Here is a 17,200-nt window from a genome sequence, read left to right on the forward strand (position 1 = left end):
CAGCAAACAAAAGGAATTATACGACATTGTGTTGCAAAATGACGCTAAAAAATAACGCGTCTTGAGAGAACTGTATCTAACTGACCATAAAATCGGTCTTGGGTGGCGCAAAATAGGAAAACAGGAAAGCCCCTGTTAAGCCAAAAGCGGCAAAACAAGGGCCAAGTTGTATAGTGTCTCAAATGGAGACTTCTTTAATAAATATATGATAAAGAAATCTTTATAACTCTCTTTCCTACGACACCTTTTCAAACGACAGCTCGTTTTTCTCTTCTTTCTTATCGATGTTGATGGTGTCACCTTTCTTAACATCTCCAGAGAGAATCAACTCGCACAAGCCATCTTCAACGTATGTCTGAATGGCCCGTTTCAAGGGGCGTGCGCCGAACTGGATATCATAGCCTTTAGAAGCTACGAATTCCTTTGCGGCATTTGTAAGCTGAATCATCAAGCCCTTCTCTTCAATGCGCTTATAAAGCCCAGTGAGCTCAATGTCGATGATTTTCTTGATGGAATCCAAATCGAGTTGGTCAAAGGTGATAATATCATCAAGACGATTGAGAAACTCCGGTGAGAATTGCTTGCTCAGACTCTTTTGGATTACAGAGCGGGCATATTCCTTATCTTTGTCGCTCAGATTGCCCATATTGGAGATTCCACCGGCATTGAAACCCACACCATGACTAAACTCTTTCAACTGACGTGTACCAGCATTAGAAGTCATGATGATCACCGTATTGCGGAAGTCTACCGTCCGCCCGTTGCCATCTGTGAGCCTTCCTTCGTCGAGCACTTGCAGCATCAGATTGAAGACATTGCCATGAGCTTTCTCTATCTCGTCAAGCAAAACGATGGAGTAGGGATGACGACGCACTTGCTCCGTCAGCTGTCCACCTTCCTCATAGCCTACATATCCTGGAGGCGCACCGATGAGTCGGGATACATTAAAGCTCTCGGTGTATTCGCTCATATCTATACGAATGATCGAATCCTTTGACCCGAACATGTTTTCAGCCAAGCACTTTGCCAAATAGGTTTTACCGACTCCCGTTGGACCCAAGAACATAAAGGCTCCAATAGGGTGGTTGGGATCTTTGAGTCCTACTCTGTTGCGCTGGATGGCCTTCACGAGCTTCTCTATTGCTCCGTCCTGTCCAATCACACGTTTTTTCAGCTCCTGACCCATATCTCTGAGTCTTACGGACTCGCCTTTCTCCATGCACTGCACAGGCACACCACTCATTCTTGACACCACGCCGGCTACATCTTTGTCCGTTACAATCTGACGAGACTCGGCATCACCATTTTGCCAAGACTGCTGCAACTCATGAAGTTCTTGTTCAAGATGGGTCTGACGATCGCGGTAGACAGTAGCCAACTCGTAATTCTGACTTTTGACAGCCTGCTCCTTCTTGTCTTTGACCTCGCTGATTTCTTTCTCCTTCTCTGTGATCTCAGGTGGAACTTGAGCATGCAGCAAACGTATGTGAGCACCTACTTCATCAAGTGCGTCGATCGCCTTATCTGGGAATTCACGGTCTGTAATATAGCGCCCGGTCAGACTCACACATGATTGCAGAGCCTCATCGGTGTAGGTTACATGATGATGCTCCTCATATCGGTCTTTGATGTTATGGAGTATCTGTAGCGTCTGGTCGGCAGTAGTTGGTTCTACCAGTACCTTTTGGAATCTCCGCTCCAAGGCGCCATCCTTTTCGATTGTCTTACGGAATTCGTCAAGCGTAGTAGCACCTATACACTGGATCGTGCCACGAGCCAAGGCTGGCTTCATGATATTGGCAGCATCCATAGTACCAGGAGAAGATCCAGCTCCGATAATCGTATGAATCTCGTCAATAAACACAATGATATTGGGATTCTGCTCCAACTCTTTGATCAGCGCGCGAATACGCTCTTCAAATTGTCCACGATATTTGGTTCCGGCAACGATTCCAGTCATGTCCAGACTAACCAACCGCCGGTTGAAAAGCACAGGTGATGTATGGTGCATCACGATTTGCTGTGCCAATCCCTCAACAATGGCACTTTTGCCCACTCCCGGCTCACCAATGAGTATAGGATTGTTTTTCTTGCGACGACATAGAATTTCTGTGACACGCTGTATTTCCTTCTCTCTGCCTACGACGGGATCAAGCTTACCTTCGGCGGCAGCACGAGTGAGATCTGTAGAGAAGTTGTCCAATACAGGAGTCTTGCCATTACCATGCTGTGCAACATCGGTTTGCGTTGACTTCATGTGACTACCTTTTATATTGTCACCCTCTTCAAAATCTTCCTCATCTTCATCAGGAAGTCCTATTCCATCGGTTGAAGGCTTTTTCTGTAGTAATTTGGCAACTTGGTCATAGTCTACGTGATGAGCTTCGAGAACTATCTTTGCCCCATTGTCGATTTGGTCATGAAGAATGGCCAAAAGCACATGTTGGGTATCCACGATGGACGTGTGCTGAATACGAGCCTCCAAAACTGCCAGCCGTAAAATATTGCTGGCCTGTTCGTTGAGTACTATATCATTGACAACATTAGGGTTGGTAGCGCTTGATACCGCATTTGTTCTTACTCTTTGCTCCAATTCCTCTTTGACTCTGGATATGTCAACATTCAATCTGTTAAGCAAATCGATGACGATATCTTCTTTCTCCCGGAGAATTCCCAAGAGAATGTGTTCCGGACCCACCGAAGTGCTGGCCAGGCGCGTCGCCTCTTCCTGGCTAAAAGCCAGAACCTGTGAAACTTTGGGTGAAAACTGACTGGTCATATTTCCTTTTTACCTTTCTTTTTCTGTTAGATACGATGCAAATATACTTCTTTTTGCTCTAAACTGCAAGGACTATGCCAAAAAAAAACTTATTCATGGCAAATCAGACTATAAGGGCAATTATCGCATCGCTTTGTGTGGCTGGTTGGCGTGAAATCAATCAGCGGATTAAAGATCTCCGCCAGCAGTTGCTTCACAAGGTCAGAGAACTCTGGCCACATCACGCTAATGTCGTCAATGATCTCGCGCTGTCCACGTCCAATGGAAAACGTCAATATAGGATTGTAGTTTTCTGCTGATGCCTGACGGATGAAGAGTAACGCTGGAGCAACGGCTTGCTGTGTCATTTTCCCAACCTTTTTATAAGAGTTGACACCATATTTTACAACGCCTGCATATAGCATTGATTGCAAATAATAAGTGGAGTGTTTATTCTCTATATTGTCTGTATTGAAGATATCCTTGACACAGGCGGGCAGCGAGGTTAAAGGTTTACCAGTCTTGTAGTCCACAATTCTGACGACCCACTTTCCTCCCTGATTGATTCTGTCGATGCGATCTACCTTTCCCCCGATATGTAAGCTATATTGCTGCCCGTTGACATCAAAGGACACTTTGTCATAAAAGTTTTCTTCCAATGCCAAAATGTCAAACGGAGCACAAGCGGCATCCAAACGCAAAAGCCGTTGCAGATAAAGCTTAATCACATTTTTATTGAGCATCTGCAATCCATTGTATTGAGGAATGAACTGATTCTCTTTGGCGTGAAAGAGTATATCACGGAAGGCCTGGTCTATGATATGGTCTAAAAAGCCCGCATCCTTAAGTGCCGCTTGAATCTTCTCCTTAGTAATAGTGGGCTGTTGCTCACTGAACTGACGGTAGATCAGCTCCGCACTGTGATGAAACAAGTCGCCAAACATCGTATTGTCAATCTCGTCAATATTATCTTCTTCCTGTTCTTGCAGTTGGCAGATGACATGATAGTAAAACTTCAATGGGCATCTCATATATTTGTCTAAGGCGGATGGAGAAATGCTCTTCATGGCATGAAGTACGTTCATCACCTCCGGTGTCTTATGCTTTGCCATGCACTGTCGGGGACTCTGATTTTGTCCTGCGGTCAAAGTGTAGCGTCCAATATGCTGAGAACCATAACTGTCGACCATGAGTTTCAACATAAACCGGCTCATTTCTCCTTTCTGCCCGTCATCTGTTGCATTATTATATAACAAGGTGACATCCTGCGCTCTTTGTATCAGAGACTGGAAATAATAAGCAAAGATAGCCACTTTGTTTTCAACCGTGGTCAAGCCATAGCCAACACGGATGGAATGAGGAATGAAGGAAGCATCATTGATATTCTTTGGCAGTTTACCCTCATTACATGACAGCAAAATCACGTGGTCAAAGTCAAGGTTTCTCGTTTCCAGAACACCCATGACCTGAATGCCAATAGCAGGTTCTCCATGAAAAGGAATGGCTGTCGATTGGATCAGTTGCGACATCAGCCGCTGAAGAACGTAAACGCTTACCAGCTGCTTTCCATTTTTTTCATCAACATGTCTATGAGTCTGACTGTCAGACTTATGAATATAGACTGACATGATTTCATCTAGCCGGTTCAACAATGTATACATTGAAAATATGGACTGATGGAGTAGGGGATCATTAATACTGCGTGTGTTCTGTCCTATGATTTTAAGCAAGTCAGTCATCCAGGACATCAGGGGCAGTATTCCGTTTCTTTCCTCTAAGGGCTGAAAAAGCAAAGACAAATTTTCGTCATATCCATCTGTCAGTTCCTTTATAGTTGGATAATATCGGTGATTGCCATTCAACTGCGATGCTAAAGTTTTGCAGTCATCAGAAAGATATTGAGCATAAGGATGCAGCAACACCCTATTGATGTATTGCAGCTGGAAGTGTTTGCGATCGCTGGTCAATCCTTTCAGTTGTAAAGCTATAAGTGCATCGACCCAAACGCTGACCTCTGAGGCATTCAGTGGAAAGCCTGTTGTGACATTTACATTTTTAATATTGCAGGGCAAACTATGAATCACTGATGGCAAAAGATTCTCATCTGCCATGACGACAGCCGTGCGGTTGCCATCATCAATACGGCCGTTATTAGCAAGCCATTGGCCAACATATCGAGCTTGTATTTCTTCTGTTGGTGCAGATATCAGACTGACAACCTTGTGCGTTTTCATATTGTCGAAGACTTCAGTAGAATTGATACCGATGCTGGCTAAACTCTTATTGAGTTGATTGGGAAACATATCAAGATACTGTTTGATATACTTTCCAGCATCCTCGTTGATGTAATTGACATCGTAGTCCCAGTAGAATTCTGCCTTACCTTCCATTTTCAGTCTTCTGAAAAGGTCTTGCTCTACCTTTTGCAAGAGGTTGAAGCCCACAAAGATATAAGTCTCATATTGAAAATCTATGTATTTCTGTTCGATCACTTCCCGATAGAGCATACCCTCATAAGCCAGTCCCTGCTTCTTCAGCCTCTGATGAAGCTCGTGATAGATACTGCCGAGATGTTCCCAAATGTTTTTGAAGCGACGCTGCAAAAGAGAATCTTGCATCATCGTGTGAAAGAACACTTCCAAGCTCTGTCTTTGGGTCTCTGTCAGGAAACTGAAATCATTCATCTCTTCCCAAGCTTGCAAGTCAATGAAGAGTTTGTCGGGATCTACTTCGTTTTTGTCGATATCATCAAAATCTGATAACATCAGCTGCCCCCAAGAATAAAAATGGTCGAGTGTTTCGTCAGAACCTGTAATATCGCAGAAAACGTTGTAAACCTGGAAAACGAGCGTAATGGGGTCTGGAACCAACAACTCACTATGTTCGCGAAATAATTCGCTGATTGTAATATATTTAGGACTCCACAATGCATGACCAACTTCTTGAAATAATTCTCGATTGAAAAAAATCGAGGCGCGCTTATTTGGAAAGACGATGGCTACCTTGTCAAGGCTTTGTCCATGTTTTGCCAAGACGTCTTTTGCTACAAAATGCAAAAAGGAAGTGTCAGATTTATGGATATCGCTCAGATGAGACATAATTGCTAAAGAATGTTTGGTGGCGAGTAAAAAAATATAAGGTAGCCTTCGGTGAAAGACTACCTTATGCAAATACTAATTATTTTTAGTGTAGAGGAAACGTTTTATTGAACGCTTTGGTGTCTTCTCAAACTCGCTGTCGTGGAGTCTGATCTCAGACAGATGACAGTAAGCGGGCAGCTCTGCATTGAGTTGCTTTCGATTTTGCTCCATGATCGTGTTGAGATCTGAATTGCTGAACCCTATCTGCTTTGCAGCATCCAAGTCAGGGTAGACCAGTCCCACGAGTTGGTTGCCCTCCTGGATGACTACGCTCTCCAATACCATGGACATCGAGTTGAGCTTATCTTCAATCTCCTCAGGGTAGATGTTTTGACCGTTGGATCCCAACAACATGTTTTTTGAACGTCCTTTAATAAAGACATTTCCATCTGCATCCATCAAACCTAAATCACCGGTATGGAACCATCCGTCTGTATCGATGCTGGCTTTTGTAGCCTCTTCATTTTTATAATAGCCCAACATCACATTTGGTCCTTTTGCCAAAATCTCGCCTGGGATATTGGCCGGATCCTTACTCACTACTTTCACTTGCATGTTCTTGGCCGCACGTCCGCAAGAGCCTGGGACGTAAGTCTTGTAGTCAGCATAGCAAATGATGGGGGCACATTCTGTAGCACCATAGCCCACAGTATAATGGAATCCTATGCGATGCAGAAACTTCTCCACTTCTTGGCTAAAAGCGGCTCCACCAATAATCACTTCATAAAACTCTCCGCCAAAAGCTTTTGTCACCTGGTCACAGATCTTTTCATAGACACGTTTGTTAATACCCGGCATTTTCATCAACAGACGGAGCTTAGGATCCTGAATCTTTGGGAACACTTTCTTCTTGATAATTTTCTCTATGATCAGTGGCACAGAGATGATTATCTTAGGCTTAATCTCAGAAAAAGCTTGTGCGATAATTGCAGGAGAAGGAATACGGGTCAGATAGAAAACATGACAGCCCGCAATGAATTCGAAAAGAAATTCAAAGGACATCCCATACATGTGAGCCATCGGCAGAATGCTAATCACGCTATTGCCTTTCTTTACAATATCTCCTAACACGGAATAGGCAAAGTCGATATTGCTCCACAGAGCCCGATAGGGAATCATGACACCTTTTGAGAACCCGGTAGTACCACTTGTGTAGTTGATTACGGCCAATTCATCGGGAGACTGTTCCATATAATAGTGGACATGCTCCTTGCGGAAATACTTAGGATATTTCTGTCCGAAGATCTCGTTGAGATGCTCACGTGCATAAGTCAGTTTGTCTGTACGTGAGAGTACAAGCGAATAGTCTGGGATGTAGATGATTCCTTCCAGTGAAGGCATCTTCGTAGCATCGATCTGGGTAGCTACCACATCTCCCACAAATAAAATTTTTGCATCGGAGTGGTTGACGATGTTATGGATCTGTTCTGCTGTAAACTCATGCAAAATGGGGACAGCAATAGCACCATAGGTAAGCACGGCAAGAAAAGCTGCTGCCCAAGCAGCACTGTTTCGGCCGCAAAGTGCAATCTTGTCACCCTGCTTGACACCGGAACTTTCAAACATGATATGAAGCTTTTCTATCTTGCGGGCAACATCGTGATACTGCAATGTTGCGCCTTTAAAGTCAGTCAGCGAGTCGAGATCCCAATGGTCTACGATGCTTTTCTGAATCATCTGATTGAAGCTGGGAATAGAGCCTGTCATATCTTTAGATAAATAATGTATTCTTTAATTTTTTTGTATGTTAATGATCAATAAACGTCTTTATAGAGATAACGCTTGATGGATTTCTTGGGAGTCTTCTCAAATTCATCGGGATACAGTTTGATCTTGCTGATCTTGCAGAAAGAAGGCAACTGTGCGTTGAGTTCCTTGCGGTTTTGCTCCATGATGTTGTTTAAGTCCGATTCTGAAAATCCCATAGATTGTACTTCGTCCATATCGGGATGCACCAGTCCCACGAGTTCTTCCCCGTGCTGAATGATCAGACTTTCATTGACCATGGCCATAGCATTCAGCTTATCTTCAATCTCTTCAGGATAGACGTTCTGTCCGTTTGATCCAAGAAGCATGTTTTTGATGCGCCCTTTGATAAATAAATGTCCATCTTCTGACATCGTGCCCAAATCGCCAGTATGAAACCAGCCTTCATCATCAATAACTGCCTTCGTGGCTTTTGGATTCTTATAATATCCGGTCATCACGTTCATGCCCCGGGTAAGAATTTCGCCTGGCACGTTCAGAGGATCTTCACTGAGTATCTTGATTTCCATATGATCAACACAAGTGCCGCAAGATCCCGGTGTAAAGTCATGCCAATCTGAGTAAGTGATCATGGGACCGGTCTCTGTGGTGCCATAACCGAGCGTAATAGGGAAATGAATTGAAGTAAGGAAGTTTTCCACTTCCTTGCTCAAACTGGCACCACCGATAATAATCTCGTAGGTCTTTCCGCCCATGATGTTCATCACCATTTGTTCTACACGCTCCTTGACCAATTTGTTTACGCCTGGAAGCTTCATCAATATGGCAACCCGAGTACTGTCAAGTGCAGGCATCACTTTCTTGCGAATGATCTTTTCCAAGATCAACGGCACTGAAACGATCAAGTCGGGATGAATATCCATGAATGCCTGCTGAATGACAGTGGGGCTGGGTAATCGAGTCAAGAAATAGAGATGATTGCCTAGACAGAACTGCAAAAGGAATTCGCACGACAGCCCATACATGTGCGCCATCGGCAAAATAGACAACACTTCGCTGTCTGGCTTCATTTTGCTGCCAATAGCCCGTGTCAGGAAATTGAGATTACTCCATAGCGAACGATATGGTAACATCACTCCTTTAGAGAAGCCCGTTGTGCCGCTGGTGTAATTGATCATAGCGGTTTCTTCGGGCATATCGTCATGATAATGAACATGTTCCTTACGGAAAAATTTAGGATATTTGCGACCATACAACTCATTGAGATGCTCCATGGCATGGCTCAAATGCTCAGAACGGCATGTCAGCAAGGAGTTGTCGGGCATATACACAACACCTTCAAGATTAGGCATCATTGAATAATCCAACTCTGTCGCCACTACATCGCCTACAAAGAGCAGACGCGAATCAGAATGATTGACAATGTTATAGACTTGTTCAGACTTGAACTCATGCTGTATAGGAACAGCTATCACACCATAGGTCAATGCTGCGAGGAATACGCAAGCCCACGCCGAACTGTTTCTGCCACAAAGCGCGATCTTGTCACCAGCTTTGATGCCACATTCGTCAAATACAATGTGCAGCTTCTCAATTTTGCGGGCTACATCATGGTATTGGAGTGTGGCTCCTTTATAATCGGTGAGCGCATCTTTATCCCAATTGCTTTTGATAGTCTGCTCTATCAGAGAGTTGAAACTATATTTATTTTCCATTGCACAATCTTCAAAATTTTGTGCAAAGGTACAACCTATAATGCACAATTCCAAAAAATATGTGCATTAATTTCTCCTAATCTATCATTTTTCTAAACTTTACTCATATTTCATAGTCTTTGCAGGGTGTATATGCGAAACTAAATAACTTGGAGCTATCAGCACGAATACACTGATGAAGAGCGTAGCGATGTTTAGCAAGACGATCAGAGGCACATTCAACTCTATTGGTACCGTATTAACATAATAAGTTGCCGGATCCAACCTGACTATACCAAAGTATTTTTGAATCAGGCAAAGTCCTATACCCACCAAGTTGCCAATGAGCAAGCCCTTACCAATGATAAACACGGCAAACCATAGGAAGATATGGCGTATCGTCTTGTTCCGCGCACCCAAACTCTTGAGTGTACCGATCATCGTAGTACGCTCCAATATGATAATGAGCAGACCGGAAATCATCGTCACAGTAGCCACGGCCATCATCAGCAGCAGAATGATATAGACGTTTACATCCAAAAGATCCAACCAAGAGAATATTTGAGGGTTAAGCTCTCTGATGGTTTGAGCAACATAAGTCTGCCCGTAGTGATCAGTATGCTTATTGATCTTGCTGACAAAGTACTGATCCACTTGATCTACCTTGTTGAAATCATTCACTGTTACGGCAATTCCTGTCGCTTGATCTTCTTTCCAACCATTAAGCTTTATGGTTGTGTATAGATCTGTTAAGCACATCAGATTGTCGTACTGACTCAAATTGGTCTGATAGATGCCGGTGATTTTGAATCTTCGCATTCTAACTCCATTGTTATCAATGAAGTAAGCAAATACCCGGTCACCAGTTCTCAATCTGAGCTTGTCAGCCATGGCCTGCGAAATGGCCAATTCATTCGATGCCTGACTATCAGAGAAGTGGGGCAGGGAACCGGCTACTAAATGCTGATGAAAGAACGTTGAGTCAAACTCTTGTCCTAATCCTTCAAACATGACGCCAAGGAAATCGTTGTCCGTTTTCAGCACACCTTGTTTATATGCGAATCGCTCTGCATGTTTAACACCAGAAATATGCTTTATGACATTCATCATGGAGTCGCCCACAGCAACAGGACTCTGATCACCATCCATCTGATTCATGAAATTGGTAACTTGGATATGTGAGCCAAAACCAATCACTTTATCTCGGATAGAATGCTTGAAGCCGATGACAATGCACACCGATGCTATCATCACTGCCAAACCGATAGCGATGCCGGCTGTGGCTATCGTTATTGCTGGTCGTGACACTCTTTTCTTATCTCTCGGTGTACGATAGATACGCCGGGCTATGAACAAAGGAAAACTCATCGCAGTTCGGTTCTTCCAGGGTATGCTTCCAATGCCTTGCTTAGAACAACAAGAGCACGTTCCAAATCTTCTTTTTTCAGCACATAGGCAATGCGCACCTGATTGATGCCCGCGCCAGGAGTCGTATAGAATCCGGCAGCAGGTGCCAGCATCACAGTTTCACCTTCGTAATTGAAGGTCTCCAGACACCAGCGACAGAATTTTTCTGAGTCATCAACTGGCAGTTGAGCTACAGTATAGAAAGCACCCATAGGAATAGGGGAGTATACACCCGGAATGCGGTTAAGACCATCTATCAGGCATTTACGTCGCTCTACATATTCGTCGTAAACATCACGATAATATGATTCTGGCGCATCAAGCGAAGCTTCTGCCACAATCTGACCAATCAAAGGAGGAGACAAACGTGCCTGACAAAACTTCATAACAGCCTTCCTAACTTCCGCATTTTTGGTAATGAGTGCTCCGATACGAATACCGCATTCGCTGTAACGCTTTGATACAGAATCTATTAATATAACGTTCTGTTCGATACCTTTCAGATGCATGGCACTGATATACGGACTCCCCGTGTAGATATATTCCCGATATACCTCGTCAGAGAAGAGATAAAGATCGTATTTCTTCACCAAATCACGTATCTGATTCATCTCACGCCGTGTATAAAGATAACCGGTAGGATTGTTGGGGTTGCAGATCATGATGGCGCGTGTCCGGTCATTGATCAATTCTTCAAATTTTTCAACCTTAGGGAGAGAGAATCCTTCCTCGATAGTCGTTGCGATCGTGCGAATCTTGGCTCCTGCAGAGATAGCAAAAGCCATATAGTTTGCGTAAGCTGGCTCAGGTACAATGATCTCGTCGCCAGGATTCAAACAACTCATAAAAGCGAAAAGCACAGCTTCTGATCCGCCAGAAGTGATGATAATATCGTCGGGCGTAACCTGAATATTATATTTCGCGTAGTAATCTACCAATTTAGTCCGATACGACAAATACCCTTGCGAAGGTGAATACTCCAAGATTTTGCGATCGATATGTTTTAAAGCATCCAGTCCAACTTGTGGCGTTGGCAAGTCAGGCTGTCCGATATTTAAATGGTAAACCTTGATACCTCTTTGTTTGGCTGCAGCTGCCAATGGTGCCAATTTCCTAATTGGAGACTCTGGCATCTCAAGTCCACGGACTGATATTTCAGGCATTTCTCTAAAACTTTATATTGCGTGAATAAATATTGCTTACTAATAATTTAAATCAGTGCTTCTCAAAAAATTATAGCCTTTATTGATCAGCAAATGCAAAGTTAATGATTTTTCTTGATAGAGCCAACTTTGAGTGTTATTTTTTAAATCTCAATCTGCTTTTATAGATATTTTTTCGTCTATTTATCATAATGACCATTATATAAAAACTAGTTTCTAAGCTTCAAAAAGAAAATTCATCAATCTTTCAATGACATGTAATAGTAACTATTCAGCTGCCATATCGCCCTTTAGCGATAACAAGTTGTTGATATAACAGGGTTAGTTATATAGAAGCGATAGATACAACCGTGCTATCCGTAGTCCAAACCTGCATAATTCATACCGTCTTAAGACAGAACCTCGTTTCTATAAAAACGAAGCTGTTGGATAAGAATCTGTAGTTTTGTCGAACCTATGCCGTCATTTTGATGTCCCAAGCATTGGCTCATGGGTGTTTTCTGTTTCTAAATTACACCCGACTCACACCAAGCTTTATGGCCTCAAAGTTACGAAGATATGTGTAGACACGATTTGTCGGATGAACCTTTTTCTTTTCCTCCCCTACACCGGCTACATCGCTACACCGCTACACCGCTACATTTATAGCTATCGCATGTCGGGAAAATCAATATTATAAAATAAAAAGAAAGATCATACAAACAATATAAAATATTAATTATTAATATATTAATTAATATTATAATATATAATAATATAATATATTTTCATTCTATAGTCTCATTTTCGGCGTTTTGACGACCGAATATCAGAATGCACCTTATGTAGCGGTGTAGCGGTGTAGCAGTGTAGCGCAAACTTCATCCGTACCAACATTCAAATTCAAACCACCATTATAAGGCTCTCAGAATAGCTGTCCGAACTATGCAGAGCATAAAGACGGATCTGCCAAGCCACAAAAAGGAAATCGAATGTTACCGACGTTAAAATATCATAAATACAGCATAACCCACTGACCCGGTGAATGATATATGGGAAAAAAGCAGTATCTTTGCAGCCGATTTGAATGGGTGTGGGTATACTGCGCCCTATAGATTCACATAAAGTCTAACTTTATTAATTCATTAACAACAAAATTTTTTATGTCAGATTTTAACAACGTCAAGAACGTGCAGCCATTGGCCGACTTCAACTGGGACGAGTTTGAGAACGGCAGCAGCTCCAACGTGAGCAAGCAAGATCTTGAGAAGGCCTACGATGAGACCCTCAACAAGATTCAGGAGCACGAGGTAGTAGAAGGTACCGTCATCTCCATCGACAAGAAGGAAGTAGTCGTCAACATCGGCTACAAGAGCGATGGTATCATCCCCGCTTCCGAGTTCCGTTACAACCCCGACCTGAAGGTTGGCGACAAGGTGGAAGTCTATGTGGAAGACCAGGAGGATAAGAAAGGTCAGCTGGTACTTTCTCACAAGAAGGCTCGCCTGAGCAAGAGCTGGGAGCTCATCAACAAGGCTATGGACAACAACGAGGTCATCCAGGGCTATATCAAGTGCCGTACTAAGGGCGGTATGATCGTTGATGTCTTCGGTATCGAGGCCTTCCTCCCCGGCAGCCAGATTGACGTTCATCCTATACGCGACTACGACATGTTCGTGGGCAAGACCATGGAGTTCAAGGTGGTGAAGATCAACCAGGAGTTCCGCAACGTTGTCGTTTCGCACAAAGCACTCATCGAGGCCGAGCTCGAGGCTCAGAAGAAAGAGATCATCTCTCACTTGGAGAAGGGTCAGGTGCTCGAGGGTACTGTCAAAAACATCACCTCTTACGGTGTATTCGTCGACCTCGGCGGTGTGGACGGACTGGTGCATATCACTGACCTCTCTTGGGGCCGCGTCAGCGATCCGCATGAGGTTGTACAGCTTGACCAGAAGATCAATGTCGTTATCCTCGACTTCGATGAGGAGAAGAAGCGCATTGCTCTCGGCCTGAAGCAGCTTACTCCGCATCCTTGGGATTCTCTCGATCCTAACCTCAAGGTGGGTGACCATGTCAAGGGTAAGGTTGTCGTCATCGCCGACTACGGTGCATTCGTTGAGATCCAGCCCGGTGTTGAGGGCCTGATCCACGTCAGCGAGATGTCTTGGAGCCAGCACCTCCGCTCTGCTCAGGAGTTCCTGCACGTAGGTGACGAGGTAGAGGCCGTGATCCTCTCTCTCGACCGCCAGGAGCGCAAGATGAGCCTGGGTATCAAGCAGCTCAAGGAGGATCCTTGGGAGACCATCGAGCAGAAGTATCCTGTTGGCAGCCGCCACACAGCAAAGGTTCGCAACTTCACTAACTTCGGTATCTTCGTAGAGCTCGAGGAAGGTGTTGACGGTCTGATCCACATCTCTGACCTGAGCTGGACCAAGAAGGTGAAGCATCCTTCTGAGTTCACTTCTGTTGGTGCAGACATCGACGTTGTCGTTCTCGACATTGACAAGGAGAACCGTCGTCTGAGCCTCGGTCACAAGCAGCTCGAGGAGAATCCTTGGGACAAGTATGAGGAGATCTACACTCCGGGTTCTGTCCACGAGGGCAAGATCACCGAGATGATGGATAAGGGCGCTGTCATCACCCTGACAGAGGGTGGCGAAGGCTTTGCTACTCCTAAGCACCTGACCAAGGAAGACGGCTCTCAGGCTAAGCTCGGTGAGGTTCTTCCGTTCAAGGTGATCGAGTTCAACAAGGATTCTCGCCGCATCATCCTCTCCCACTCTCGTACATTCGAGGAGGGCAAGGACGAGCCTAAGGCAACTCGCCGCCACAACTCCGGTGCTGCTCGCAAGTCTCAGGATACTCCGGTGATCAACAATGTTGCTGCCGGTACCAGTCTGGGTGACCTTGACGTGCTGGCTAAGCTGAAGGCTGATCTCGAGAACGGCAAGTAATCAATAGATTGCAAAATTACAGCTCTCTCTAATCAACTTAGTATTGAGAGGGTTTCTACTCATAAAGACTGCAAGACTTCGGTTTTGCAGTCTTTTTTATACTCTTTCATGCTCAATCAATAAAGCATAAGTGCCATGGTAAATGGCTATCCACTGTGTATTAATTAATAAGTGTTAATATACGGATATTTCATTTCTGTTTATTCTAATAATTGTCGATTTTTCATTACCTTTGCAATGATTTAAAACACACCGACGTTGCTATTCTTGCAACATCTTGTAAAAATCAACAAGCATATTTTTTATATTCTATGTATAGCAAAGAAGAATTATTAGCTAAGAATGCTTCTGAACTGGAAGATATTGCTCGGCAATTGGGTATGGAGCCGGATCAAAACGCCTCTAAGGAGGATGTCGTCTATACCATTCTTGACAAGCAGGCTGACGAAAGCAGCCATTCAACAGTTGCAGGAAAGAGAAAACGCATAAGGATAACAGCTCCTGAAACAGATTACGTGTATTCTGTAAATGGGAAAAATGGAGAAAACCTCGATACAAAGAGAAATAAGAAAGTAGTCGAGAACAACTTGTTTTCCGACAATGTCAATACGCTGTCTTCGGATAAATCAGAGAAAGAAGATAAGCCCAATAACCAACAAACACAGAATGACAACCAAGGTTCTCTATTCCAGCAAGTAGAAAACCTCAAGCAAGAGCTCAACGCCCTGCCAAAGCACCGTGGACCCAAGACCAAGCAAGAAAAGGAGATTATTGAAAAAATCAACCAACTGCAAAAGCAGATAGATATTGCTGCCCAAAATATGACAGAAGGCACTGATGAGGCAAAGATTGATGTCAACGCCTCTGAAATTCCACAGACCGACAACACGGCAATGGTGCCAGAGGAGGCATTTGCCACAGGCAACAATCTATCAGAAAACGATGGCCAAGACCACAATATCCTCACAAAACTACAGGAAAAAGTCAACGAGCACAACAAACAGCAGGAGGCTTCAGAAGGAGACGAAGATGGCGTTTGGGAAGGTGATCCCGGCGACGGCACCGATTTCATACCTGTCGTAGATCTTCCGATAGAAGACCAAGGGATAACACCCAATTATGACATGTTTGACAATCCCACGACTACTCCTTATAATAATGAGTATCCTGCTTCTGACTATCAAGAAGAACAACAGGAACCGGGCGGAAATTACGACTTTGACGACATCATCTCAGCCAACGGCGTCTTGGAAATTATGCCCGACGGTTATGGATTCTTGCGGTCAAGCGACTATAATTACCTCTCTTCTCCCGATGACATCTACGTTGCCGTCAATCAAGTCAAGCACTACGGACTCAAGACTGGCGACGTCGTCCAGTGTCACGTGAGACCGCCCAAAGAGGGAGAGAAATACTTCCCTCTGACTTCCATTGACTCTATCAACGGACGTAATCCTTTAGAAGTAAGAGACCGAATCCCATTTGAACATCTTACCCCTCTCTTCCCCGATGAGAAGTTCACGCTTTGCGGTGATCCTAAGACCACCAATCTCTCTACCCGTATTGTCGATCTCTTCTCCCCCATCGGTAAAGGACAGCGTGCGCTAATTGTTGCCCAGCCCAAGACTGGTAAGACAATTCTGATGAAGAATATCGCCAACGCCATCGCAGCTAATCACCCCGAAGCATATCTGATGATGCTGCTCATCGACGAGCGCCCTGAGGAGGTCACCGATATGGCCCGCACTGTCAACGCAGAGGTTATCGCATCTACGTTCGATGAGCCTGCAGAGCGCCACGTCAAAATTGCCGGTATCGTGCTCGAAAAAGCCAAGCGCATGGTAGAGTGCGGTCATGATGTAGTCATCTTCCTCGACTCCATCACCCGACTGGCCCGTGCCTACAACACAGTATCTCCTGCCAGCGGCAAGGTGCTCACCGGTGGCGTCGATGCTAATGCACTGCAAAAACCAAAGCGCTTCTTTGGTGCTGCTCGTAATATCGAAGGCGGTGGCTCGCTGACCATCATCGCCACTGCACTTATCGATACTGGCAGCAAAATGGATGAGGTGATCTTTGAGGAGTTCAAGGGCACTGGAAACATGGAGCTGCAACTCGACCGCTCACTGTCCAACAAGCGTATCTTCCCAGCTGTCAATCTCGTAGCGTCCAGCACCCGTCGCGATGATCTGCTGCAAGACAAGACTACGCTGCAGCGTATGTGGATCTTGCGCAAGTTCATCTCCGACATGAATCCGATGGAAGCCATGAACACAATTCATGACAAAATGGAGCGCACAAAAGACAACGCCGAGTTTCTTGCATCCATGAACGATTGAAGAAATTTAGAAAAAAAATAACGAAAAGTTTGGTGGGTACCTAAAAAAAGTGTACCTTT

Annotated in this window: 8 protein-coding genes; 2 read left to right on the forward strand and 6 right to left on the reverse strand. The window is 44.4% G+C overall.

What is annotated here, in order from left to right; translation table 11 throughout:
• Positions 1-235: 235 nt before the first annotated feature.
• The 6 genes from FYJ73_RS02630 to FYJ73_RS02655 form a co-directional block, all read right to left on the reverse strand.
• On the reverse strand, positions 236-2,779 hold the full coding sequence (locus FYJ73_RS02630) for an ATP-dependent Clp protease ATP-binding subunit (protein ID WP_154533171.1): 2,544 nt from the start codon (positions 2,777-2,779) through the stop codon (positions 236-238).
• A gap of 89 nt (positions 2,780-2,868) precedes the next feature.
• Complete coding sequence (locus FYJ73_RS02635; RefSeq protein ID WP_235899193.1) at positions 2,869-5,928, reverse strand: PD-(D/E)XK nuclease family protein; 3,060 nt, start codon at positions 5,926-5,928, stop codon at positions 2,869-2,871.
• A 3-nt stretch (positions 5,929-5,931) separates the two neighbouring features.
• A complete protein-coding gene (locus tag FYJ73_RS02640) occupies positions 5,932-7,605 on the reverse strand; it encodes an AMP-binding protein (RefSeq protein ID WP_154533173.1) in 1,674 nt (557 codons plus the stop codon).
• 47 nt (positions 7,606-7,652) lie between these two features.
• Positions 7,653-9,320 carry an AMP-binding protein gene (locus FYJ73_RS02645; protein ID WP_154533174.1) on the reverse strand — a complete coding sequence of 556 codons (1,668 nt, stop codon included), beginning with the start codon at positions 9,318-9,320 and terminating at the stop codon, positions 7,653-7,655.
• Between the two features lie 99 nt (positions 9,321-9,419).
• Positions 9,420-10,667: an ABC transporter permease gene (locus FYJ73_RS02650; RefSeq protein WP_154533175.1), complete on the reverse strand. Its 1,248-nt coding sequence runs from the start codon at positions 10,665-10,667 to the stop codon at positions 9,420-9,422.
• Positions 10,664-11,869 (reverse strand): pyridoxal phosphate-dependent aminotransferase, encoded by a 1,206-nt coding sequence (locus tag FYJ73_RS02655; RefSeq protein ID WP_154533176.1) that lies wholly within the window; start codon positions 11,867-11,869, stop codon positions 10,664-10,666. The genes FYJ73_RS02650 and FYJ73_RS02655 overlap by 4 nt, the downstream gene beginning before the upstream one ends.
• 1,142 nt (positions 11,870-13,011) lie before the next feature.
• On the opposite strand from FYJ73_RS02655, the gene rpsA reads away from it, so the two are divergent.
• Positions 13,012-14,802, forward strand: coding sequence for a 30S ribosomal protein S1 (gene rpsA, locus FYJ73_RS02660; protein ID WP_154533177.1), 1,791 nt, complete (start codon positions 13,012-13,014; stop codon positions 14,800-14,802).
• Between the two features lie 311 nt (positions 14,803-15,113).
• A complete protein-coding gene (gene rho, locus FYJ73_RS02665) occupies positions 15,114-17,141 on the forward strand; it encodes a transcription termination factor Rho (protein WP_154533178.1) in 2,028 nt (675 codons plus the stop codon).
• The last annotated feature ends 59 nt before the right edge of the window (positions 17,142-17,200 follow it).

This window comes from Hallella mizrahii (assembly GCF_009695775.1).
In the GTDB taxonomy this organism is placed as follows: Bacteria; Bacteroidota; Bacteroidia; order Bacteroidales; family Bacteroidaceae; genus Prevotella; species Prevotella mizrahii.